Source organism: Bariatricus sp. TF06-38A, assembly GCF_027690675.1.
Taxonomy (GTDB): domain Bacteria; phylum Bacillota; class Clostridia; order Lachnospirales; family Lachnospiraceae; genus Allocoprococcus; species Allocoprococcus comes.
Map to the genome: position 1 here is coordinate 1 of NZ_JAQFCE010000040.1, position 20760 is coordinate 20760.

Here is a 20760-nt window from a genome sequence, read left to right on the forward strand (position 1 = left end):
GAGGTGGAAACGCCAGAGGCTTACCTATCGCTATTCGGCCAGATACCGAACTTTGATAAGCTAATTGCTACCATCCGAAGCCGTGAGATATCGGCTTCTATTATTTTGCAGTCGCAGAGTCAGTTAAAGACCATCTACAAGGACGCGGCAGATACCATCGTCGGAAACTGTGACAGCACCTTGTTTTTGGGAGGCAAGGAGAAATCCACGCTCAAGGAAATTTCGGAGCTGCTGGGAAAAGAGACCATTGATCTCTATAACCAGTCTGAAAACCGGGGCAGCCAGGTTTCCCACGGCCTCAGTTATCAGAAATTAGGAAAGGAGTTGATGACCCAGGACGAATTGGCAGTGATGGACGGCGGCAAGTGTATCTTCATGCTGCGGGGCGTGCGCCCGTTCCTTTCGGACAAATACGACCTCACCCGGCACCCGAATTACAGATACACGGCCGACGCCGACCCTAAAAATGTCTTTGACATGGAACGGTACATGAAGAAGCAGCGTACCGTGGTAAAACCCACGGACACCTTCGATGTGTACGAGATTGAAGCAACAACTTAACCCGAAATCAAAAACATTTTTTAGGAGGATTATTTTATGGAATTTTTCAACAGCGCAGTTGGTGTTTTGCAGACTCTCGTAGTGGCCCTGGGCGCAGGTCTTGGTATCTGGGGCGTTATCAACCTTCTGGAAGGTTACGGCCAGGACAACCCTGCTTCCAATGCTCATGTACGGTAGAGAAGCACAAAGCAAAACAAGGATAGCCAGCCCTGCCACTATTCCGAAGTCAGGGGAACGCAATAGAAAAATTCATAGCTGTATGCTATACTTAATTAGCATTTGAACATATCAAGCTGACACAGCAATCTCTTTACTTGCCGTTAATGCGCGTCTACCAATAGTCCGCAGAAAGCAAGAGTAGCGTAAAGGTATAAAAATTTCAAACTTCTTTGTAACGAAATTCCGATTTCTCCGTCTAACCTATGAAGCTGAAGGAGGTGATGACAAGTATGGACTATGAAAAGCTCTATAAAGCCTACTATTTACAGGTATACTCGTATACTATTTCTCTTGCCAAAAATCGTGAGATAGCAGAGGAAATCACGCAGAACACATTCTATAAGGCTGTTTCTACAACATCACAATTCAAAGGTAAGTCAGATGAATTGACATGGCTCTGCTCCATAGCAAAAAACCTTTACCATGATGAAATGCGAAGCCGTCAGCGAGTAGCTGATGTGAGTGAAATCAATGACTTGCCATCAAATGAAAATGTTGAGAACTCAGTTGCAGATTCTGACATGGCGTTCCGCATACACCTCGTTCTTCACCGTTTGGAAGAACCATACAAAGAAGTCTTTCAGCTTCGCGTATTCGGGGAACTATCTTTTTCACAAATCGCTGCAATTTTTGGAAAAACAGAATCATGGGCGAGAGTTACTTATCATCGTGCAAAGCTAAAAATTCAAGAAAGGATGGATGAAAAGCATGAGTAAACAATGCGATATTGTTCGAGATATTCTTCCGCTGTATGTTGACGGTGCTTGCAGCGAAGCAAGCGCAGAGATGGTAAAAGAGCATTTGAACGCCTGTGCTGACTGTAACGCAATTTATCAGAAATTGCTTTCTCACACGAACGAAGATGTTCTTCACGAAGAAAGCGAAAGCGTTATTATGCGCCATGAGGCAAAAGAAAAGCAGAGAGGCAGAAAAAAGATAACGATTGCTGTTCTCGTTTCCATCGCTCTTTGTATCATTGCAATTTTTGCAGCTCTCTTTCTGTTACCTATAAACATTGCTTATGAGCCTGTCAAAATCGACTTCCCATTTGAGGTTGAAGATGTCGAAAGCGTTGAAATGTACCACTATGACGGAGTGCCTGCATCAGCAGAAAAGAAAGTAGTTGTTGCTGAAAATGATATAAAGACCCTGTATGATAAGTTCAAGGGCTTATCCTTAAAAGACAAAACAACTGAGGAAACTGCCGGAGCAGATGTGACCAGCTTTAGATTTAACCTCTCAGATGGAACAAGCTACGATTTGATTTACGCCTGCTATGGAGTTAAAAACGGCGAATTGAAGTCAGAAGCAGGCGGTTTTAAGTATTTCACAAGTGCGGATATTGGCTCTTATTGGAACAATTTGAATACGGAACTTGAAGCAATTCCTATCAATGAGAGTGAATTGCCGTGAGCAGATAGCAAACCCAGCCGAGCCTGTCAACGGTCAAGATGAACGGCGCAAATGCGCCGCCGTTGACAGCCCCGCCCGTCTTTGCTGTTCGGTAATCAAGAGGGCGACAGCACAAGATGCTGCCGCCCTCTGCCATTATTCAGAAAGGGGGATTTTCCATGACCGAACACGAAAAGTATCAAGAACATATCCGGCATACACACGATGCCTTTTGCAAGACTGTTATTCGCCACGCTGCCATAGACGCAGCCCGGAGCATACGGAGCCACCGCAAGCGGGAAATCTCGCTTGAATATCTGATAGAAGAAAAACACTATCCATTCAGTACCACAGATAAATACTTTGCGGAGCAATCCGGCATGACCAGCTATCCGCTTTTCGTCTGTGGTCAGATGGTGCTTTTGGAAAGTCCAGAGCTTGCCGCAGCCCTGTCCGCACTATCACAGATGGAACAGGAAATCATTTTCTTGTACTACTTCCAACGATTGACGCATAGGGAGATTGGACGGAGATATGGACGGGCTGGCAACACAACCGGGCGGCGTATTCAGATGATTTTACGGCGGCTACGGGCAGAGTTGGAGGGCTTGTCCTATGAACCAGCTACTTCCCTATGAGACAATCGTTAAGGCAAGCGAGGGCGACCCGGAAGCTGTTGCCGCCGTCCTATCCCATTATGCAGGATATATCCGCTCTTGTGCGAAAATGGACGGACAGATTAACACGGATATGCAGGAGCATATCGTCAGGCAACTGATAGAAAGCCTGTTGAAGTTCCGCTTTGACCGCTAAACAGAAAAGTTGTATAATTAGAGCCTGACAAATTAAACTTCAATGAGAGTAGAGCAAATGGAACAGATTATCAATTATAGAGACATACCCACAGATAAAAGGATTGACATATTAAATGCTCTTGAGCGAATAGGTTTTTTTCCGGCATACGGCGGCGTGAAAACAATGCAGCAAATTATGGAAAAGTCAGTTCCAGGTTCAGGCCCACAATTCTATTTCGTTTTCCGTGAAAATGAGTTGATAGGGTACAATTTTCTCATTGGGGACACTAAGAAATATAAAGCGTTCCCATGGCTTGCTATTAGCAATATGGATGAGCAGAAGTTGACTGTTTGTGAAGAACTGATGAAAATACAAATTGCCTTTTTTGAAGAACTCGGAATGCAAAAGATAGCAGATCATTGCATTAGGATTATGGAAGATTACAGAAAAGGAATTGGAAAGCAGAAAGAAAGCGATTGCAGATAAGTTCCATTTGAAAAACGGCTGACAATTTAATACCGCCGCCCATCACAGCGGCAGATAAGCAGTAAATCTTGAAAAGGTTTACTGCTTTTTTTGCGCCCATTTTCAAAAATCTTTGGCAAACCACACCGCCGGATTGTTGTAGGGAGCAGACAGGGAAAACAAAAAAATTTCCGCTGCGTTTGCCAAAACGCCCCCTTTTCACCGTTGTAGTGGTGAACAGCGGGCAGAACACGCCGCCGCAATCGCTATATTGGTGGAGCAAGCCAGTATATCCGCAAACCAGAGCCGCCGAGGAAAGCGGTAGTTTTTTAGAGCAAGTTTCTACCACGGTGCCAAAATCCGCAATTCTGCGGTTTTGCCCCTCGCGGGAAACTTGTTGGGGAGTGCCTTCCCCAAACCCTGCTTTGCGGCTTGCGCCGCTTATCCCCGCCGCGCTCATGCGGCAAGAAAGGAGGTCACGACCATGCGAAAGAAATACAACACACCCCACCGCAGCCGCGTTGTGAAAACCCGGCTGTCCGAAGATGAATACGCCGACTTCACAGCGCGGCTTGCGCCCTATGGTATCAGCCAGTCGGAATTTCTCCGGCAGGCGATACGGCGCACTACCATACGCCCCGTTATCCATGTGTCGGCGGTCAATGATGAACTGCTTTCCGCTGTCGGGAAGCTGGCCGCCGAGTACGGCAGGATCGGCGGCAACCTCAATCAGATTGCCCGGTATCTGAACGAGTACGGCGCACCCTACAATGCGCTGTCCGGCGAGGTACGCGCTGCCATAGCCGACCTTGCCGCCCTCAAGTATGAAGTCTTACAGAAAGTAGGTGACGCGGTTGGCAACACTCAAGCATATCAACTCTAAAAACGCCGACTACGGAGCCGCCGAACAATACCTGCTTTTTGAGCATGACGAGTTCACCATGAAGCCCGTCCTTGATGAAACCGACAGGCTTATCCCCCGCGAGGACTACCGGCTGTCCACGCTGAACTGCGGCGGGGAGGATTTTGCCGTTGCCTGTATGCGGGCAAATCTCCGCTATGGGAAAAACCAGCGGCGGGAAGATGTGAAAAGCCACCACTATATCATCAGCTTTGACCCACGGGACGGCCCGGACAATGGCTTGACCGTAGACCGGGCGCAGGCATTGGGCGAGAAGTTTTGCGCCGAGCATTTCCCCGGCCACCAAGCCCTTGTATGTACCCACCCGGACGGGCATAACCACAGCGGCAATATCCATGTGCATATCGTCATTAACAGCCTGCGGATAGAGGAAGTCCCGTTCCTGCCCTACATGGACAGGCCAGCCGACACGAAAGCCGGTTGCAAGCACCGCTGTACCGACGCTGCCTTGCGCTACTTCAAGTCCGAAGTCATGGAAATGTGCCACCGGGAGGGGCTTTACCAAATCGACCTCTTGAACGGCAGCAAGAACCGCGTCACAGACCGGGAGTATTGGGCGCAGAAAAAGGGACAGGCCGCGCTGGACAAGCAGAACGCCCCCATGATTGCAGACGGTATCACGCCCCGGCAGACCAAGTTTGAAACGAACAAGGAGAAGCTGCGGCAGACCATACGCGCCGCGCTGTCTGCGGCGACCTCATTCGAGGACTTTTCCTCTCTGCTGCTGCGGGAGGGCGTGGCCGTCAAGGAGAGCCGGGGGCGGCTATCCTATCTCACGCCGGACAGGACAAAGCCCATTACCGCCCGAAAGCTGGGTGACGACTTTGACCGCGCCGCTGTCTTTGCCGTTTTGGAGCAGAACGCCGCCAGAGCCGCAGAAAAGCCCGCAGCCATACCCGAATACCCCCGGCATGGGAAAACCGGCATACAGCCCACAAAAGTCCCACAAACCGCCCCGAAACAGGACGGTGTGCAGCGGCTTGTGGACATTGAGCAGAAAATGGCCGAGGGCAAAGGCCGGGGCTATGAACGCTGGGCGACCATGCACAACCTCAAACAAATGGCCGCGACGCTGAATGTGTATCAGGAATACGGCTTCACTTCCCCGGAGCAGTTAGAAGCCGCCGTTGATACCGCCTATCAGGAAATGCGCCAGACCAGCGGCAAGTTGAAAACGCTGGAAACAAAGCTACAAGGGAAAAAGGAGTTGCAGCAACAGGTACTTGCCTATGCCAAGACCAAGCCCGCCCGCGACGGGCTGAAAGCGCAGAAATCCGAGAAAGCCCGCGCCGCCTACCGGCAGGCAAATGAGAGCGATTTTATCATAGTCGACGCAGCCGCCCGGTATTTCCGGGAGCATGGCATTACCAAGCTGCCCGCCCGGAAAGCGTTGCAGGACGAGATCGAGCAGCTTGTTTCCAAGAAATCCAGCCTGTATAACACCTACCACGAACAGAAGCAGCGGTACACGGAGTTGCAGACCGTCAAGCGGAACATCGACCAGATTTTGCGCCGGAGCGAGCCGCACCGCAGAAAGGAGCAGAGCCATGAGCGATAAGCTGCCCCGCATGGACTACCGCCAGCACCGGCGGGCGCGGCGGCTGGTGCATGAGTGCTGTAACTACGACGGGGGGAACTGCCTGCTGTTAGATGACGGGGAGCCTTGCGTGTGTGTCCAGAGCATTTCCCTTTCTCTCATGTGCCGGTGGTTCCGTGTGGCTGTCCTGCCCCTTGACGAGGAACTGGCCGCCGCCCTCTTGTATCGGGGGAGCCGGAAACGATGTGCCGTCTGCGGCGCGGCCTTTGTCCCCAAGTCAAACCGGGGAAAATACTGCCCGGACTGCGCCGGACGCATGAAGAAAATCAAAGCCGCCGAGCGAAAGCGGAAACAAAGGCATAAATGTCACGCTTTAGAGCCTTTCAAACCCGCATAAATCAAGGCTTTTTTCGTGGGTGTCAAAGGGTGCGCGATACATTTATCCTTTTCCCCCGGAAACGCCGTTCTAAATGCGTATAAACGCCCCAAATCCACCCAAAGGAGGAACCATGTCAGACAACCAAAATACTACTACCTCAAGCTGAAAGAGAATTACTTTGACGAGGACGCTATCGTACTGCTGGAAAGTATGCAGGACGGTATCCTCTATTCCAACATTCTCTTGAAACTGTACCTGAAATCGCTGAAAAACGGCGGGAAGTTGCAGCTTGATGAAAATATCCCCTACACCGCGCAGATGATTGCCACCATTACCCGCCAGCAAGTCGGCACCGTAGAGCGAGCCTTGCAGATTTTTATGAAGCTGGGGCTTGTGGAGCCGTTACAGAACGGCGCGCTGTATATGAGCAACATCGAACTGCTTATCGGCCAATCCTCTACCGAGGGGGAGCGAAAACGGCGGGCAAGGCTGGCTTTGCAGGAGCAGAAAGCCTTGCCAAAGGCCGGGGCGGACATTTGTCCACCATATCAAGCGGACATTTGTCCACCAGAGATAGAGATAGAGAAAGAGATAGAGATAGAAAAAGAGAGAGAGCGAGAGTTAGATACGGGACAGCCCGCCCGCGCTGCCTATGGCCGGTATGAAAATGTCTTTCTTTCGCAATCAGAACTGGACGGGCTGAAAGCAGACCTGCCCGACAAATGGAACTACTACATTGACCGGCTATCCTGCCATATCGCGTCCAGCGGCAAGCGATACCGCAGCCATGCCGCCACAATCTACAAGTGGGCGCAGGAGGACGCAGCCAAGAAAGCCCCGAAAAAGGGCATACCAGACTACTCATGCAAGGAGGGCGAGAGTTTATGAAGAACGAAATCAACGCTGTTTTGGAGAATATGACGACTGTTACCCCGGAGCCGGAGGACTACACCGGCGAGGACGGTTTACTGTACTGCGGCAAGTGCCGTAAGCCGAAAGAAGCCTATTTTGCGCCGGATAAAGCCGCTATCTTTGGCCGTGACCGTCACCTGGCAGAGTGCGACTGCCAGAGAGCCGCCCGCGAGGAACGGGAGGCCGCCGAGAAGCGGCGCAGGCACCTTGACACCGTGGAGGAACTGAAACGCCGGGGCTTTACCGACCCCACCATGCGGGACTGGACTTTTGAGAACGACAACGGCAGGAACCCGCAGGCCGGGATTGCCCGCCGGTATGTGGAGCATTGGGAGGATATGCGAACCGACAATATCGGCTGCCTGTTCTGGGGCGGCGTGGGAACCGGGAAAAGCTACCTTGCGGGCTGTATCGCAAACGCCCTCATGGAGAAAGAAATCCCCGTCCACATGACGAATTTTGCCCTTATCCTCAACGACCTTGCCGCCAGCTTTGAGAACCGCAACGAGTACATTTCCCGCCTTTGCCGCTATCCGCTGCTTATCCTTGACGACTTCGGCATGGAGCGCGGCACCGAGTACGGGCTGGAACAGGTTTTCAATGTGATTGACAGCCGTTACCGCAGCGGCAAGCCGCTGATCGTCACGACCAACCTCACGCTGGACGACCTGCGGAACCCGGAGGACACCGCCCATTCCCGGATTTATGACCGCCTGCTTTCCATGTGCGTCCCGGTACGCTTTACCGGCGACAACTTCCGGCAGGAAGCCGCGCAGCGGAAAATGGAGAGCATGAAGAAACTGATTACCGACTGAAAGGAGTATTGCCTATGGCAGATAACAAGCAGCACGACACCCGCACAGCCCGCCGCCCCGACTGCGTGACGGAAATCCGCATGGGCAATTCCGTCCTTGTCGTGTCCGGCTATTTCAAGAAAGACACTACCACCACCGCCGCCGACAAAATGGCGCGGGTACTGGAAGCGGAAGCCGCTGCTACACAGGAGCCGACTTGTCCGGCGTGAACCGGGGCATGAGGAAAGCGGCCATGCCGGGGAGCATGGCCGCTGGAGTGTGAGTAAAGGTCATACATGGATTTGAAAATCACCAAAATCAAATACACCGCAGCCTTGCTTTAAATTACCCTCTTTTGCTAATTGGCAAAAGGCTTTTTCAATCCGGCTAATTATATCGGCGGGAATAGCAAGTTGATGATGTGCAGGTAAAATTCGCTGTACTTCTAAAGACTGCAATTTTCTTATGGACTGAAAGAAAAGTTGTGGGTCTGTTGTTGGATAAAAAGCGTCAAGACACCCTTTGTATATTAAATCACCGGAATACAAGTATTTTCTTTCCGGTTCATAGAAGCAGCAATGCCCCGGAGAATGCCCGGGCGTATGAAGAACTATCAATTTCCTATTCCCCAAATCAATGCAATCGTTATCATGTAAAATTATTTGCGGGACTCCTTGAAAAATCTGATATTCCTCTATTTTGAAGTCAGAGGGAAAATCGCATGGTTTTCTCATAAGATTGCTTTTTACCACTTGCAAAGGTATAGGAAATTTACCAGATAACCAATCTTTTTCTGCTTCGTGGACTGCGATAATATCAAAATATTTGTGCCCGCCGATATGATCCCAGTGTGTATGTGTTGTTATGGCTGTAACTGGAAGTGATGTCAAACTATCAACTACTTTTTTGATATTTGCCACCCCTAACCCCGTATCAATCAATATGGCTTTCTTAGTGCCACAAAGTAAATAGCAATGCGTTTCTTCCCAATGCCGATACTCACTGATTGCAAAAGTATCTTTGTCGATTATTTCCGTTGTAAACCAACTACTCATGTTTTATCACCCGCTCTATCGAAATCGCTTTTGAAAGTAAGTATAGCACACAGATATAAACTTTTCTACTGAAAGCAACTCTACAAAACGCTACACAAAAATCAGCAATTTGACAAATCATAAAGAAGCAGATTTTACACTTTTGCAGCTATACAGCCCGCCCTATTCCGTGGTACAATGAAACCACGGAATAGTGGGGCTGGCTGTCGGAAACGGAGGATTTTATGTTAAGACAAGCCACCCAAAACCTCATTACCGCCCTTTATCCGAGATTGTCCCATGAGGACGAGTTGCAAGGCGAGAGCAATTCCATTTCCAACCAAAAGCGGATTTTGGAAACCTACGCCAAGCAGAACGGCTTTACCAATCTGCGCTGGTACACCGACGACGGCTTTTCCGGCGCGAACTTTCAAAGACCCGGTTTTCAAGCCATGCTTGCAGACATTGAAGCCGGGAAAGTGGGTACGGTCATCGTCAAGGACATGAGCCGGTTAGGGCGAAACTACTTGCAGGTAGGGTTTTACACGGAAATGCTGTTCCCTCAAAAGGGAGTGCGTTTTATCGCTGTCAACGACAATGTAGACAGCGCAAACGGCGGCATGGACAACGATTTTACCCCTCTGCGAAATCTGTTCAACGAATGGCTGGTGAGAGATACGAGCAAGAAAATCAAAGCAGTAAAACGAGCAAAAGGCATGAGTGGAAAGCCTGTTACCAGCAAGCCGGTATATGGCTACCTCATGGACGAGGACGAGAACTATATCGTTGACGGGGAAACCGCGCCGGTTGTCCAGCAGATATACCAGCTTTGCCTTGCCGGAAATGGCCCGACCAAGATTGCCCGTATGCTTACGGAGCAGCAAATCCCAACGCCGGGGACGCTGGAATACCGCAGGACGGGCAGCACCCGCCGCTACCACCCCGGCTATGAGTGCAAATGGGCGACGAACACCGTCGTTCATATCCTCGAAAACCGGGAGTACACCGGCTGTCTGGTAAACTTCAAGACGGAAAAGCCCTCTTACAAGGTCAAGCACAGTGTAGAGAACCCCGTGGAGAAGCAGGCCATTTTTAAGAACCACCATGAGCCTATCATAGACCGGGAAACATGGGAGCGCGTGCAGGAGTTACGCAAGCAGCGCAAACGCCCGAACCGCTATGATGAAGTGGGGCTGTTCTCCGGTATGCTGTTCTGCGCCGACTGCGGCCATGTGATGTACCAGCAGCGGTATCAGAACAAGAACCGCAAGCAGGACTGTTACATCTGCGGCAGCTACAAGAAGCGCACCCGCGACTGTACGGCACACTTTATCCGCACAGACCTGTTGACCGCTGGCGTCCTCTCCAATCTCCGACAAGTGACGGAATACGCCGCCAAGCATGAGAGCCGCTTTGTGAAGCTGCTTATCCAGCAGAACGAGATCGGCGGCAAGAGAAAGACCGCCGCAGCCACCAAGCAGCTTGAACAGGCGCAGGAGCGTATTGCCGAAGTGAGCCGCATTATCAAGCGGCTGTATGAGGACAATGTGAACGGCAAAATCAGCGACGAGCGTTTCATGGAACTGTCGGCAGACTATGAGCAGGAACAGCGGGAACTGAAAGACCGCGCCGCCGCTTTACAGGAGGAACTTTCCAAGTCGCAGGCCGCCACCGTCAACGCGGAAAAGTTTATGGGGATTGTCCGAAAGCACCTTGCCTTTGAGGAACTTACCCCCACCCTCTTGCGGGAAATGATTGAGAAAATCGTCGTGCATGAGTGCAGCTATGACGAGAACGGCACCCGCAGGCAGGACATTGAGATTTATTACAGCTTTGTCGGCAAGATTGACTTGCCCGAAGCCTAACGCCCGACCTATCCGACACAATGGCCAAGTGCCGGATAGGAACGGCAAAATTTTTTACACTTCTATTACTTCTTTATCGCACATCAGTAAAAAGCCAGGGTATGAAACAGCTCATGGCTAATTAGTTGGAACAAAAAACGAAAGGAAAAGCACAATCCAGACGGTATCAGCGGCAGGCTACAAGAATAAATTGTGATTTCACAAGATTGGTGCTATAATAAGAGAAAAGTTCCTGCCGGGGCAGCCGCCCCGGTGGTATAGATAGAAAGGCAGGAAAACAATATGCACATCAGCTATAAGCCACTCTGGCACACACTGTTAGAGCGTGATATGAGAAAAGAGGATTTAAGGCTTGCCGCTGGTATGACAACAAATATGATTGCCAACATGAGCAAAGAGGGAAAGCACATCAGCATGGATACATTAGCCCGTATCTGCGAAACGCTGAATTGTGAGATTACCGATGTGATTGAGTTAGTACCAGACGAGCCTGCTTCCACAGGAGGTAAGGAACATGAGCGAATTGAAACCAAGAATAACGGAAAACGGAATTGATTATATCCTTGTCGGAGATTATTACATCCCGGACTTGAAACTGCCGGAGGAACACCGCCCTATCGGAAAGTACGGACGGATGCACCGGGAATATTTAAGGGAAGTCCACCCAGCCAGATTGAATACATTGATACTGACCGGGGAATTGTGGACATATCTTGCAGACCTGAACGAACAGGCACAGGAACGGTTAGACACCATCATGGAGCAGATGAAAACTGCCGAGGGCGTAACCGAGGAATTGAAGCGTACCCACCAAATGGAATGGGTGCAGCGTTGCAATAACATTCATAACCGGGCAGAAGAAATTGTTTTGCATGAGATGATTTATTCATAACGGGAGCAATTAAATCGGAGGTATATAAGATGATTGAAATTGTATTTGGTGAAAGTGCCTGTGGAAGTTTGAAAATTGCCCAAACTTACGGCAAGGGAAAGTATAGAGGAAGTGCTGTTTCAATATTTATGAGGCATGAAGACGGGAGTGTTCCATCTTCAGATGAAATGAAAAAAGCACAGCTTCAAGCACAGGAACAAGAACGCATTGCTTGGGAGAATGCTATTCCATTGGGAGGCAAGAGCTGTGATGTTTATTGTTTTGATATGGCTCTTAGTGTGGGAGATATTTCTGATAATGGAATTGGCGAACAGCGGAAAAATGTTTTCAAGAAAATGCTGTCTGTCTGCTTTGTAGAGGATTTAGATTATCAGGTTGAAGAAAAAATACAGAAAATTAAAACTACATTGACCTCAGTGATTGAACGATATGTAGCTGGGGAAGAAATTCGCATTTGGTATAGCTATAATCCAGATGAGCTTTGTGGTATGTATTGGCTTATGAAACAACTTCAACCCTTAAACTGCCAGACAACAATTTATTTGGTTAAGTTACCTACATGGGAATATGGAAAAGAAAATACTATGACATCCAAAATAGCATGGGGCGAGGTCTCTCCTGGCGAATGGGGAAACTATATAACTCTACAAGAGAAAGCTAATCCTGTATTTCTTTCAGCTTGTGCTATGAAATGGAATCAACTTCAAAATGAAAATGCACCTTTGCGTGCAATGTTAAATGGTAAATTGCAAAGCGTTTCAGAAGATATATATGATAGTTTCATTCTTCGTGAAATTGCGGAACAGCCAGAGCAATTCAAAATGGCTATTGTCATAGGTAATGTTTTAGGAAAATATCAACTTGGAATTAGTGATGTATGGATTTCCAATCGCATTGATAAAATGCTTGAAGATGGTGTGTTGGAAATTATACAGGACGCACCAAAGGGAGAAACAAATTATCGCCGAATATTAAGAAAACGAATGAAGTAATAACCACAGCACAAACCGCTGCTACATGGAATCCAACAAACCATGCAACAGCGGTTTTCCTTTACCGTTTTTTTCTCTGGTTGATAGGCGTTCCCGTTTTCTTTGATTTTTGGAGAATCCGAATAAGCCAGCGAAATTCTTCATCTGACAGATTTTTATAGTTGATACCGAGCTGCTTGCAGTAAAGCACTGCCAGTTTTTCCAAACGGCTGCCCTTGAAATTTTCGACCGCTTCCAGATTTTCTTTCAGTTCATTGGCAACAGTGGTCTGGGGCGCACTCTCACTATCCTTTTTATGGGTTTCCCGAATATCCCGGATAATCAGGTTTAGGTCATCCAGAACCATGTGGCTGAAATATTCATCATCACTGATATGGGCGGCTTGCAGCACTTTCAAATGTGGGTCATCTTCGCCAGGGCGATACCGTTCTATGATTTCATGTCGGACAGTATCGACAAGGGTGTTGAGGTTTTGAATCTGCATGGTGGCAATCCCATCCACATAAATCTCAATGTCCGCAAGAAACTTGATAAAGTCCTTATGGGTGGCAAGTTCGCAGAGCAGACGGTTGTTGATCCGACCGCTTTTCAGAAGTGCAACCATTTCATCGTTCAAATGCAGCTCCGTCAGTGGCGTGTTGATCTGCTCCCTGTTCTCTGTCCGGCACAGCAGATAATCGACGGAAACCCCATAGAAGTCTGCCAGCGTGATAAGGTTGCCATGATTGATTTCCTTAAAATCTTCTTTTTCATAACTGCCAAGGGCTGATTTAGAAATACCCGTTAGTTTTGATAGTTCTTCCAGATTTAAGCCTTTGTCCTTGCGGAGTTCCCAAAGGCGTTCCTGTATGCTTGTTGCTCCTTTCATGGGCACACGCTCCTTTCCAACGGTTTCATTGCTGCCGCTTATCTGGATTATATCACACTTTCCGTAATCGTGGAAATTTCTGATTTTTACCCTTAATTCCTACTTTGTGGACATACGGCACAGGGCACAAAAATGTTCTATGATACAGGTAGTTCATCGATGGATTATTCCAATCGAATGACCAGCCTGTGTGGGATATGCTTCCCCGGCGATGTAGCGCCATGAATTTTGGCAGGGATATGGAGGAACCCTGACCAAAACGAGCGTACCAAAGGGAGCGATACGCCGCTGTGAGATTCAGGGGAGGAACGACACCGGGGAGAACTGGCGAACTGACACCGAAATGATACCGAAACACAACAATCTGATAGGGGGACAGTCTACCCTATCGCTGATACTTCGGGAGATTTTAAGCGGCTCTATGGCTGTAATTTTACCGAAAATCGCCCCGAAACCATACACTAAAACGGGAGGAAGCGCAATATGCCGAGAATGAGCAAAAAGAGGAAGTATGAGCTTTCCTTTTACCTCAATGACCGGGGGCGTGTCACTTACAACGAATTATGCCGGAAATGCCAGCATGGGTGCAAGCAGAGCTTCCGGGCGGTTGTGATTGACTGCCCCTGTTATTTATCCAAACGAGCAAAGAAAAAGGAGGAACACACAGAATGAATTTTGAATTTATGACGATAGACACACCATTGCCGCCCTGTATGCCTTTTCCCAGAGCGTTGACAGGATTTCCAGTCAGCAGCACCGCAAAGGTCATGTACTGCCGGATGCTGGACGCTATGCTCTCCAAAGGGCAGGAGGACGAGAACGGAATCCTCTTTGTCTGCTTCCCTGTCACAGCCATTGCCGCAGTCCTGTCCCGCAGCTCCATGACGGTCAAGCGTTCTCTGAATGAACTGGAAACTGCCGGACTTATCATGCGGGTGCGTCAGGGCATTGGAGAACCAAACCGGATTTATGTGCTGATACCGGGAAAGGAGGACGCTGCCCTTGCCTGATACCTCAAAGCTGGAAAAACTCAATCGGGAGTTGGAAAAAAGCGAAAAGAAACTGCGGAAAGCCATCAATGATGAAAAGGCATTGCAGCACCAGTTGAAACAGCTTACCCGAAAGGAACGGACGCACCGGCTCTGTACCCGTGGCGGTATGCTGGAAAGTTTTCTGCAAGAGCCGGAACGCCTGACAGATGATGATGTCATGCTGTTGTTGAAACTCATTTTTCACAGACAGGACACGCAGGAACTATTGAAAAAACTGCTGGAACGGGAGATGCCGGAACCCCCTTAGTTTACTAAGGGCGCAATTATACACCACCCAAAGGTTGGTGCATTGCGTTCTCCGAAGGCTCCTCGCCGGAGGGCTGTGATTTTCCGCAGTCATGGTCTGCTCCAAATCATACAGGGGACGCTACGCTTCCCCTGCGCTGGCTGTCGCCAGCTACCCTTTTGTGGACTTGCCGCCCGGAAACACCTTGCGCTGCAAGCTGTTCCCGTCCAGCAAGTTTTATCAGTCGAGCTATCCTTATCTACGGTAATTTAGTATAATAAGGTCAAAAAACAGAACGCTATCATTGTGCAACCGATATGCAACTGATAATTGCTTGATAGTTGGTGGTAGCAACACGGTAATTCAGATAGAATAAAGCCAACAAAGAAAGGAGGTCATCCAAATGTTAGTAAACATCATTATGATTGTAGTCGGAATAGTTTTCTCATGTATCTTTGTCGGCTTGCTTATCCTTGTTATTCGTGCATTGCTTAAATATATCCGTACAGAGAAATGAAGCCAACAGCAACATTAGGAGGTGGTCAAATGAAAGTAACCGTATTTATGATAATCGTTGGAATAATTTTCTTATGTATCTTTGTTGGTTTGCTTACCCTTATTGTTCGTGCATTACTCAAATATATCCATTCAAAAGATGTACGGCAGGAAAAATCCGTAGTGAGGAAATCGTTGGGTGAAGCACTCAAAGTACACAGAACACAGTGCAAAATGACGCAGGAATTTGTTGCTGAAACGATTGGTGTTAGCAGGCAGGCTGTTTCAAAATGGGAAAATGGAACATCCGACCCTTCCACATCAAATCTTTTTGCACTTGCAAAACTTTACGGTATTTCTGTTGAAGAATTACTAAAAGAAGTTGAATAATCTTCATGCAGATATTTTATTTCATCATCGGGCCACCCTGACCCGAACTTTCAAAACTGAATACCAGCCGCCCACCGGCGGCACCACCGAGCAGGAAATCTGAAAAGGTCTCCTGCTTTTTTTCTGCCCCAAATGAGGTGGTAAAACGCCACCCCATCCACCAATTACCGAAAGGAGGGACACGAAATGCCCTGTCCACACAACGAAATCTCGATTGTGCAGCGAAGCCAACAGCAGTCTGCGGTTGCCGCCGCTGCCTACCAGAGCGGCGAAAAGCTGTTCTGTGGATACGATCAGGAAGTGAAGCACTACCCGGAAAAGCGTGGTATCGTCCACAATGAAATCTTGCTTCCGGCAAATGCCCCACGGTCGTATGCAGACCGCAATACTTTATGGAACGCCGCCGAAGCGGTGGAGAAGCAATGGAATTCCCAGCTTGCAAGGCGGTGGGTGCTTACCATCCCCAGAGAGATACCGCCCGACCAGTACGCCGCCCTTGTCCGGGATTTCTGCAATCAGCAGTTTGTTTCCAAAGGAATGTGCGTGGATTTTGCCATCCATGACAAAGGGGACGGAAACCCTCACGCTCATGTCATGCTGACTATGCGGGCAATGGATGAACATGGGAAATGGCTTCCCAAGAGCCGCAAGGTTTATGACCTTGACGAGAACGGGGAACGGATAAAACTTCCGTCCGGCAGATGGAAAAGTCACAAGGAAGATACGGTTGACTGGAACGACCGCAAGTATTGTGAAATCTGGCGGCATGAATGGGAGATCATCCAGAACCGCTATCTGGAAGCCAACAACCGCCCGGAGCGGGTGGATCTCCGTTCTTATGAAAGACAGGGGCTTGATATTATCCCTACCGTCCATGAGGGTGCTGCTGTCCGGCAGATGGAAAAGCGAGGGATTCAGACCAACATCGGAAATCTGAACCGGGAAATCAAAGCCGCCAACAGCCTGATGAAGTCTATCCGGCAGCTTATTAAAAATCTCAAAGGCTGGATTATCGAGCTTAGTGAAAAACGAAAAGAACTGCTTGCGGAAAAAGCTGCGGAGGAAGCGGTATTTCTTCCCAATCTGTTGATGAAGTACATGGAGGTACGAAAGGCAGAACGGAGCGACTGGACACGGGCGGGACAAAACCGTGGAACTTCCAAAGACTTAAAGGCAGTCAGCGAAGCCCTGTCCTATCTTCAGAGAAAGGGACTTTCCACCGTGGAGGATTTGGAAAACTTTATAGAAACGTCCGGGAAATCTGCCGCCGACTACCGAAAGCAGATGAAGCCAAAGGAAACCCGCAGCAACGTGATTGACGCTATCCTTGCCGCCCGGACGGACTGTAAGGAATGTAAGCCCGTTTATGAGAAATACCAGAAGATATTTTTCAAGAAAACTAAGGAAAAATTCAAGCTGGAACACCCGGAGGTTGCCCGGTTTGAGAAAGCCAGTGCCTACCTTGCCAAGCACCCGGATGATAAGGACAGCACGAAAAAGGAGCTTTTGCAGGAACAGGCGAAGCTTGTGGGCGAAATCGCAGACTTGAAAGTACCGTTGACCGAGGTGCAGGAAGATTTGAAGAAGCTGCGGGACATCCGCTACTGGGTACGGAAAGCCACACCCGGCACAGAGGAAAGCAAAGAGCCGCCCAAGAAGCAGCCCCTCAAAGAAGTCTTGCAGGATAAGGCTGACGAGAAGAAAGCACAGAAAAACGCCCCGGCGCAGACGAAACACAAACAACAGGATATGGAACTTTAACAGGCACTTGCCATTTTCAGATTGAGAATGATAAGTGCCTTTTCTTTTTTACAAGGAGGAATTGATTTGAATGTATTTGAAGCTGTGAAGCAGTCCGTTACGACAAGACAGGCTGCGGAGCATTACGGAATCCGGGTAAACAGAAACGGGATGGCTTGCTGCCCGTTCCACAACGATAAGACCCCCAGCATGAAGCTGGACAAGCGTTTCCACTGCTTCGGATGTGGTGCAGATGGGGATGTGATTGATTTTGTAGCTGCCCTGTACGGGCTGGGGAAAAAGGAAGCCGCCGCACAGTTGGCGAGTGACTTCGGGCTTGCCTATGAGGACTGGAAGCCACCGGGCAGGGCAAGGAAGCCCAAGCCCCGGCAGAAATCCCCGGAAGAACAGTTCCGGGAAGCAAAGGCACATTGCTTCCGTGTCCTTGCCGATTATCTACACCTCTTACGGGTATGGAAAACCGACTATGCCCCGCACTCCCCGGAGGAAGCGTTTCATCCCCGGTTCGTGGAAGCCTTGCAGAAGCAAGCCCATGTGGAATATCTGCTGGATGTGCTGCTGTTCGGGGAGACAGAGGAAAAAGCGGTTTTGATTATGGACTACGGAAAGGATGTGATACAGCTTGAACAGCGAATGGCAGAGCTTGCAGCCGCAGACGCAGCAAGAACTAAAAAACACCATGAACGCCATGCAGCCGCCCCAGAGCGTTGAGGAAGTAAAGGCAACTCTGGAAACCACCGAGAAAGGCGGCGTCCGCCAGAGCATACGGAACTGCCTGACCGTATTCCAGCGTGACCCTGTGCTTGCCGGGGCAATCGCCTACAACATCCTGACCGACCGCAAGGACATCATAAAGCCCATCGGTTTTCACAGAGAAAGCACAGCCCTGACCGATACGGACATGAAGTATCTGCTTCTCTATCTGGAGGAAACCTACGGGCTTACCAGTGAGAAAAAGATTGAAACCGCCATCGGGATTGTGGCGAATGAGAATAAGTACCACCCCATCCGGGATTTTCTGAACAGCCTTGCATGGGACGGGACTGAGCGCATCCGCTTCTGTCTGCGGCACTTTCTGGGAGCTGATGTGGACGATTACACCTATGAAGCCTTGAAGCTGTTCATGCTGGGGGCGATTACAAGGGCATTTAAGCCCGGAAGCAAGTTTGAAATCATGCTGTGTCTGGTAGGCGGTCAGGGGGCTGGCAAATCCACCTTCTTCCGGCTGCTGGCAGTCCGGGACGAGTGGTTTTCCGATGATTTGCGGAAGCTGGACGATGATAACGTGTACCGCAAGCTGCAAGGTCACTGGATAATTGAAATGTCGGAAATGATGGCAACCGCCAATGCCAAGAGCATTGAGGAAATCAAGTCCTTTCTAAGCCGCCAGAAAGAGGTTTACAAAATTCCCTATGAAACTCACCCGGCAGACCGCCCCCGTCAATGCGTGTTCGGCGGCACTTCCAACGCCCTTGACTTTCTCCCCCTTGACCGTTCCGGCAACCGCCGATTTATCCCGGTCATGGTGTACCCGGAGCAAGCCGAGGTTCACATTTTGGAGGACGAAGCCGCTTCCAGAGCCTATATCAGCCAGATGTGGGCGGAAGCAATGGAGATTTACCGAAGCGGCATGTTCAAGCTGTCATTCAGCCCAGCCATGCAGCGGTATCTCAAAGAACACCAGCGGGATTTTATGCCGGAGGACACCAAAGCCGGGATGATACAGGCTTACCTTGATAAGTACACCGGGGAAACGGTCTGCTCCAAGCAGCTCTACAAGGAAGCCTTAAACCACACCTTTGATGAGCCGAAGCAATGGGAAATCCGGGAAATCAACGAGATAATGAACCAGTGCATTACCGGGTGGAACTACTTTTCCAATCCGAGGATGTTTGCGGAATACGGCAGACAAAAGGGCTGGGAGCGTGAAATCCCGGCAACGGACACCGACAACCCGCCCGAAAAATCTATGGACGGTTTTGTGGAGGTCACAGAGCAGATGGAGCTTCCATTCTGAAAATGACAGCCCGTTGCCGACTTCGTTGCTATCCCGTTGCCGAGCCGGTTGCCGGGGAAAATCCCTTATTTCCGGGCTTTTTCCCTCTCTGACAACCAAAACAACAGAAAAATAAAAGAAAAGTATAAATAGTAATCAACGCCAGATTGAGATTGTTTGCAAGGTCTTTTGAAGCCCGTTGCCGGACTTCGTTGCCGACCGTTCTCTGTCTGGCTATTTTCATGTATGGAGGATAACTGCCTATGGCGAAAAATAAGACCAAGATTGAAGTGACAACCGTATTTGACGGGGAACTGGACGCCACCGATGTGTTCGTCAGCCTGATTTCCCAGAAATACGGCAAAACAAATACAAAAGAATATCTTGCTAAAAAGAAAGATTTGAAGTATAATGAAGATGAGGTTCAACAGAGCCAGATACCGTCTGGATTGTGTGGGTAAATGGCTATGATGAACGAAATGGAATACAGAACAATCGGTTCAGCACTTGCCGGGGGCTATCGTGCGGCGGTCTATTGCAGGCTGTCAAAGGACGATGACCTGCAAGGCGAAAGTGCCAGTATCGCAAACCAGCGTGATATGCTGGAAAAATACTGCGAAAAGCAGGGATGGGAGGTTGTGGCAGTCTATCAGGACGATGGCTTCACAGGTCTTAATATGGAGCGTCCTGATTTACAGAGAATGTTGAGAGCCATTGAGCGCAGGCAAATCAACCTTGTCATCACGAAAGACCTCAGCCGACTGGGGCGTAACTATTTGCAAACAGGGCATTTGATTGAGGACTTTTTCCCAAGAAACGGTGTCCGCTATATCGCCATGAATGACGGTATCGACACCCTGCGTGATAACAACGATATTGCCCCGTTCAAGAATATCCTGAACGAGATGTACAGCAAGGATATTTCCAAGAAAGTCCATTCCTCTTATCTTCTGAAAGCGCAGAAAGGACAGTTTACCGGGTGTCTTGCCCCGTTCGGGTATCGGAAAGACCCGGAGGACAAAAACCATCTGCTCATTGACGAGGAAACCGCCCCGATTGTGCGGCTGATTTTCGGATATGCCCTAAACGGTCATGGTCCGAACTATATCCGCAGACGGCTGGAGGAAGAAAAAATCCCCTGCCCCACATGGTGGAACCGGGAACGGGGGCTTCGCAATACCCGCACCAAATGGGAAAAGAAAGACCCGGAAAA

29 protein-coding genes and 1 pseudogene are annotated in these 20760 nt (G+C 49.3%); 27 read left to right on the forward strand and 3 right to left on the reverse strand.

Features of this window, described 5'->3' with window-relative positions:
• The 7 genes from PG418_RS18155 to PG418_RS18185 form a co-directional block, all read left to right on the forward strand.
• Nucleotides 1-561, forward strand: a 561-nt coding sequence (locus PG418_RS18155) for a type IV secretory system conjugative DNA transfer family protein (RefSeq protein ID WP_498837830.1), incomplete at its 5' end; no start/stop codon positions are given.
• A 36-nt stretch (nt 562-597) separates the two neighbouring features.
• Nucleotides 598-738 (forward strand): Maff2 family mobile element protein, encoded by a 141-nt coding sequence (locus tag PG418_RS18160; protein ID WP_016300369.1) that lies wholly within the window; start codon nt 598-600, stop codon nt 736-738.
• Between the two features lie 272 nt (nt 739-1010).
• Nucleotides 1011-1496, forward strand: coding sequence for an RNA polymerase sigma factor (locus PG418_RS18165; RefSeq protein WP_008818014.1), 486 nt, complete (start codon nt 1011-1013; stop codon nt 1494-1496).
• Nucleotides 1489-2193, forward strand: a complete 705-nt coding sequence (locus tag PG418_RS18170) for a zf-HC2 domain-containing protein (RefSeq protein WP_008818015.1) — start codon at nt 1489-1491, stop codon at nt 2191-2193. The genes PG418_RS18165 and PG418_RS18170 overlap by 8 nt, the downstream gene beginning before the upstream one ends.
• Before the next feature lie 158 nt (nt 2194-2351).
• Nucleotides 2352-2810 (forward strand): RNA polymerase sigma factor, encoded by a 459-nt coding sequence (locus PG418_RS18175; protein ID WP_008818016.1) that lies wholly within the window; start codon nt 2352-2354, stop codon nt 2808-2810.
• A complete protein-coding gene (locus PG418_RS18180) occupies nt 2788-2985 on the forward strand; it encodes a helix-turn-helix domain-containing protein (RefSeq protein ID WP_008818017.1) in 198 nt (65 codons plus the stop codon). The genes PG418_RS18175 and PG418_RS18180 overlap by 23 nt, the downstream gene beginning before the upstream one ends.
• A gap of 57 nt (nt 2986-3042) precedes the next feature.
• Nucleotides 3043-3453 (forward strand): hypothetical protein, encoded by a 411-nt coding sequence (locus tag PG418_RS18185; protein ID WP_008818018.1) that lies wholly within the window; start codon nt 3043-3045, stop codon nt 3451-3453.
• Here PG418_RS18185 and PG418_RS18190 read toward each other — a convergent pair.
• Nucleotides 3398-3943, reverse strand: coding sequence for a hypothetical protein (locus PG418_RS18190; RefSeq protein WP_498837831.1), 546 nt, complete (start codon nt 3941-3943; stop codon nt 3398-3400). The genes PG418_RS18185 and PG418_RS18190 overlap by 56 nt on opposite strands.
• On the opposite strand from PG418_RS18190, the gene PG418_RS18195 reads away from it, so the two are divergent.
• The 6 genes from PG418_RS18195 (at nt 3917) to PG418_RS18220 (ending at nt 8206) form a co-directional block, all read left to right on the forward strand.
• Entirely contained in the window at nt 3917-4315 is a 399-nt protein-coding gene (locus PG418_RS18195) for a plasmid mobilization protein (RefSeq protein ID WP_117504535.1), read from the forward strand. The two genes, PG418_RS18190 and PG418_RS18195, sit on opposite strands and share 27 nt — an antisense overlap.
• Complete coding sequence (locus PG418_RS18200) at nt 4287-5912, forward strand: relaxase/mobilization nuclease domain-containing protein (RefSeq protein ID WP_498837832.1); 1626 nt, start codon at nt 4287-4289, stop codon at nt 5910-5912. The genes PG418_RS18195 and PG418_RS18200 overlap by 29 nt, the downstream gene beginning before the upstream one ends.
• Nucleotides 5902-6288, forward strand: coding sequence for a cysteine-rich VLP domain-containing protein (locus tag PG418_RS18205; RefSeq protein ID WP_005875990.1), 387 nt, complete (start codon nt 5902-5904; stop codon nt 6286-6288). The genes PG418_RS18200 and PG418_RS18205 overlap by 11 nt, the downstream gene beginning before the upstream one ends.
• A 144-nt stretch (nt 6289-6432) precedes the next feature.
• Nucleotides 6433-7158: a phage replisome organizer N-terminal domain-containing protein gene (locus PG418_RS18210; protein WP_498837834.1), complete on the forward strand. Its 726-nt coding sequence runs from the start codon at nt 6433-6435 to the stop codon at nt 7156-7158.
• On the forward strand, nt 7155-7997 hold the full coding sequence (locus tag PG418_RS18215) for an ATP-binding protein (RefSeq protein ID WP_117536061.1): 843 nt from the start codon (nt 7155-7157) through the stop codon (nt 7995-7997). Before PG418_RS18210 ends, PG418_RS18215 begins: the two co-directional genes overlap by 4 nt.
• Nucleotides 7998-8011: 14 nt before the next feature.
• Entirely contained in the window at nt 8012-8206 is a 195-nt protein-coding gene (locus PG418_RS18220) for a transposon-encoded TnpW family protein (protein WP_087182583.1), read from the forward strand.
• Nucleotides 8207-8266: 60 nt separating this feature from the next.
• Here PG418_RS18220 and PG418_RS18225 read toward each other — a convergent pair whose 3' ends face one another.
• Entirely contained in the window at nt 8267-9031 is a 765-nt protein-coding gene (locus tag PG418_RS18225) for an MBL fold metallo-hydrolase (RefSeq protein ID WP_117536062.1), read from the reverse strand.
• Between the two features lie 224 nt (nt 9032-9255).
• Here PG418_RS18225 and PG418_RS18230 point away from each other — a divergent pair, with 224 nt between their 5' ends.
• The 5 genes and pseudogenes from PG418_RS18230 (at nt 9256) to PG418_RS18250 (ending at nt 12759) form a co-directional block, all read left to right on the forward strand.
• The gene (locus PG418_RS18230) at nt 9256-10875 is read left to right on the forward strand and encodes a recombinase family protein (RefSeq protein ID WP_118515737.1); all 1620 of its coding nucleotides are present in this window, start codon (nt 9256-9258) and stop codon (nt 10873-10875) included.
• 20 nt (nt 10876-10895) lie between these two features.
• Nucleotides 10896-10994: pseudogene (locus tag PG418_RS18235) on the forward strand (Maff2 family mobile element protein); the annotation flags it as partial.
• A 163-nt stretch (nt 10995-11157) separates the two neighbouring features.
• Nucleotides 11158-11430: a helix-turn-helix domain-containing protein gene (locus PG418_RS18240; protein WP_002593556.1), complete on the forward strand. Its 273-nt coding sequence runs from the start codon at nt 11158-11160 to the stop codon at nt 11428-11430.
• The gene (locus PG418_RS18245; protein WP_005927690.1) at nt 11390-11767 is read left to right on the forward strand and encodes a TnpV protein; all 378 of its coding nucleotides are present in this window, start codon (nt 11390-11392) and stop codon (nt 11765-11767) included. The genes PG418_RS18240 and PG418_RS18245 overlap by 41 nt, the downstream gene beginning before the upstream one ends.
• Before the next feature lie 29 nt (nt 11768-11796).
• Complete coding sequence (locus tag PG418_RS18250; RefSeq protein ID WP_005927687.1) at nt 11797-12759, forward strand: DUF3658 domain-containing protein; 963 nt, start codon at nt 11797-11799, stop codon at nt 12757-12759.
• A 61-nt stretch (nt 12760-12820) separates the two neighbouring features.
• Here PG418_RS18250 and PG418_RS18255 read toward each other — a convergent pair whose 3' ends face one another.
• Nucleotides 12821-13627: a helix-turn-helix domain-containing protein gene (locus PG418_RS18255; protein ID WP_005924756.1), complete on the reverse strand. Its 807-nt coding sequence runs from the start codon at nt 13625-13627 to the stop codon at nt 12821-12823.
• Nucleotides 13628-14110: 483 nt separating this feature from the next.
• On the opposite strand from PG418_RS18255, the gene PG418_RS18260 reads away from it, so the two are divergent.
• From PG418_RS18260 to PG418_RS18300, 9 genes are all read left to right on the forward strand, one after another.
• On the forward strand, nt 14111-14299 hold the full coding sequence (locus PG418_RS18260) for a hypothetical protein (protein WP_005927683.1): 189 nt from the start codon (nt 14111-14113) through the stop codon (nt 14297-14299).
• Entirely contained in the window at nt 14296-14637 is a 342-nt protein-coding gene (locus PG418_RS18265; protein ID WP_005927681.1) for a replication initiator protein A, read from the forward strand. Before PG418_RS18260 ends, PG418_RS18265 begins: the two co-directional genes overlap by 4 nt.
• Nucleotides 14630-14926: a DUF3847 domain-containing protein gene (locus tag PG418_RS18270; RefSeq protein ID WP_005927679.1), complete on the forward strand. Its 297-nt coding sequence runs from the start codon at nt 14630-14632 to the stop codon at nt 14924-14926. Before PG418_RS18265 ends, PG418_RS18270 begins: the two co-directional genes overlap by 8 nt.
• Nucleotides 14927-15451: 525 nt before the next feature.
• Nucleotides 15452-15790, forward strand: a complete 339-nt coding sequence (locus tag PG418_RS18275) for a helix-turn-helix domain-containing protein (RefSeq protein WP_003509323.1) — start codon at nt 15452-15454, stop codon at nt 15788-15790.
• Between the two features lie 186 nt (nt 15791-15976).
• Nucleotides 15977-17551, forward strand: coding sequence for a MobQ family relaxase (gene mobQ, locus PG418_RS18280; RefSeq protein ID WP_008394607.1), 1575 nt, complete (start codon nt 15977-15979; stop codon nt 17549-17551).
• A gap of 66 nt (nt 17552-17617) precedes the next feature.
• On the forward strand, nt 17618-18262 hold the full coding sequence (locus tag PG418_RS18285; RefSeq protein WP_025544160.1) for a CHC2 zinc finger domain-containing protein: 645 nt from the start codon (nt 17618-17620) through the stop codon (nt 18260-18262).
• Complete coding sequence (locus tag PG418_RS18290; protein ID WP_008394605.1) at nt 18231-19568, forward strand: virulence-associated E family protein; 1338 nt, start codon at nt 18231-18233, stop codon at nt 19566-19568. The genes PG418_RS18285 and PG418_RS18290 overlap by 32 nt, the downstream gene beginning before the upstream one ends.
• A gap of 242 nt (nt 19569-19810) precedes the next feature.
• Nucleotides 19811-20008 (forward strand): hypothetical protein, encoded by a 198-nt coding sequence (locus tag PG418_RS18295; protein ID WP_002595176.1) that lies wholly within the window; start codon nt 19811-19813, stop codon nt 20006-20008.
• Nucleotides 20009-20760: recombinase family protein (locus PG418_RS18300; RefSeq protein WP_498837833.1), on the forward strand; the 752-nt coding region annotated here is incomplete at its 3' end.

What these genes read in the sequence shown, in the direction of transcription:
- mobQ (WP_008394607.1), top strand. Translation starts at nt 15,977, where the DNA reads ATGCCCTGTCCACACAACGAAATCTCGATTGTGCAGCGAAGCCAACAG.
- PG418_RS18265 (WP_005927681.1), top strand. Translation starts at nt 14,296, where the DNA reads ATGAATTTTGAATTTATGACGATAGACACACCATTGCCGCCCTGTATG.
- PG418_RS18170 (WP_008818015.1), top strand. Translation starts at nt 1,489, where the DNA reads ATGAGTAAACAATGCGATATTGTTCGAGATATTCTTCCGCTGTATGTT.
- PG418_RS18275 (WP_003509323.1), top strand. Translation starts at nt 15,452, where the DNA reads ATGAAAGTAACCGTATTTATGATAATCGTTGGAATAATTTTCTTATGT.
- PG418_RS18295 (WP_002595176.1), top strand. Translation starts at nt 19,811, where the DNA reads ATGGCGAAAAATAAGACCAAGATTGAAGTGACAACCGTATTTGACGGG.
- PG418_RS18225 (WP_117536062.1), bottom strand. Translation starts at nt 9,031, where the DNA reads ATGAGTAGTTGGTTTACAACGGAAATAATCGACAAAGATACTTTTGCA.
- PG418_RS18215 (WP_117536061.1), top strand. Translation starts at nt 7,155, where the DNA reads ATGAAGAACGAAATCAACGCTGTTTTGGAGAATATGACGACTGTTACC.
- PG418_RS18195 (WP_117504535.1), top strand. Translation starts at nt 3,917, where the DNA reads ATGCGAAAGAAATACAACACACCCCACCGCAGCCGCGTTGTGAAAACC.
- PG418_RS18240 (WP_002593556.1), top strand. Translation starts at nt 11,158, where the DNA reads ATGCACATCAGCTATAAGCCACTCTGGCACACACTGTTAGAGCGTGAT.
- PG418_RS18220 (WP_087182583.1), top strand. Translation starts at nt 8,012, where the DNA reads ATGGCAGATAACAAGCAGCACGACACCCGCACAGCCCGCCGCCCCGAC.
- PG418_RS18165 (WP_008818014.1), top strand. Translation starts at nt 1,011, where the DNA reads ATGGACTATGAAAAGCTCTATAAAGCCTACTATTTACAGGTATACTCG.
- PG418_RS18255 (WP_005924756.1), bottom strand. Translation starts at nt 13,627, where the DNA reads ATGAAAGGAGCAACAAGCATACAGGAACGCCTTTGGGAACTCCGCAAG.
- PG418_RS18230 (WP_118515737.1), top strand. Translation starts at nt 9,256, where the DNA reads ATGTTAAGACAAGCCACCCAAAACCTCATTACCGCCCTTTATCCGAGA.
- PG418_RS18160 (WP_016300369.1), top strand. Translation starts at nt 598, where the DNA reads ATGGAATTTTTCAACAGCGCAGTTGGTGTTTTGCAGACTCTCGTAGTG.
- PG418_RS18175 (WP_008818016.1), top strand. Translation starts at nt 2,352, where the DNA reads ATGACCGAACACGAAAAGTATCAAGAACATATCCGGCATACACACGAT.
- PG418_RS18245 (WP_005927690.1), top strand. Translation starts at nt 11,390, where the DNA reads ATGAGCGAATTGAAACCAAGAATAACGGAAAACGGAATTGATTATATC.
- PG418_RS18180 (WP_008818017.1), top strand. Translation starts at nt 2,788, where the DNA reads ATGAACCAGCTACTTCCCTATGAGACAATCGTTAAGGCAAGCGAGGGC.
- PG418_RS18250 (WP_005927687.1), top strand. Translation starts at nt 11,797, where the DNA reads ATGATTGAAATTGTATTTGGTGAAAGTGCCTGTGGAAGTTTGAAAATT.
- PG418_RS18205 (WP_005875990.1), top strand. Translation starts at nt 5,902, where the DNA reads ATGAGCGATAAGCTGCCCCGCATGGACTACCGCCAGCACCGGCGGGCG.
- PG418_RS18185 (WP_008818018.1), top strand. Translation starts at nt 3,043, where the DNA reads ATGGAACAGATTATCAATTATAGAGACATACCCACAGATAAAAGGATT.
- PG418_RS18260 (WP_005927683.1), top strand. Translation starts at nt 14,111, where the DNA reads ATGCCGAGAATGAGCAAAAAGAGGAAGTATGAGCTTTCCTTTTACCTC.
- PG418_RS18290 (WP_008394605.1), top strand. Translation starts at nt 18,231, where the DNA reads ATGAACGCCATGCAGCCGCCCCAGAGCGTTGAGGAAGTAAAGGCAACT.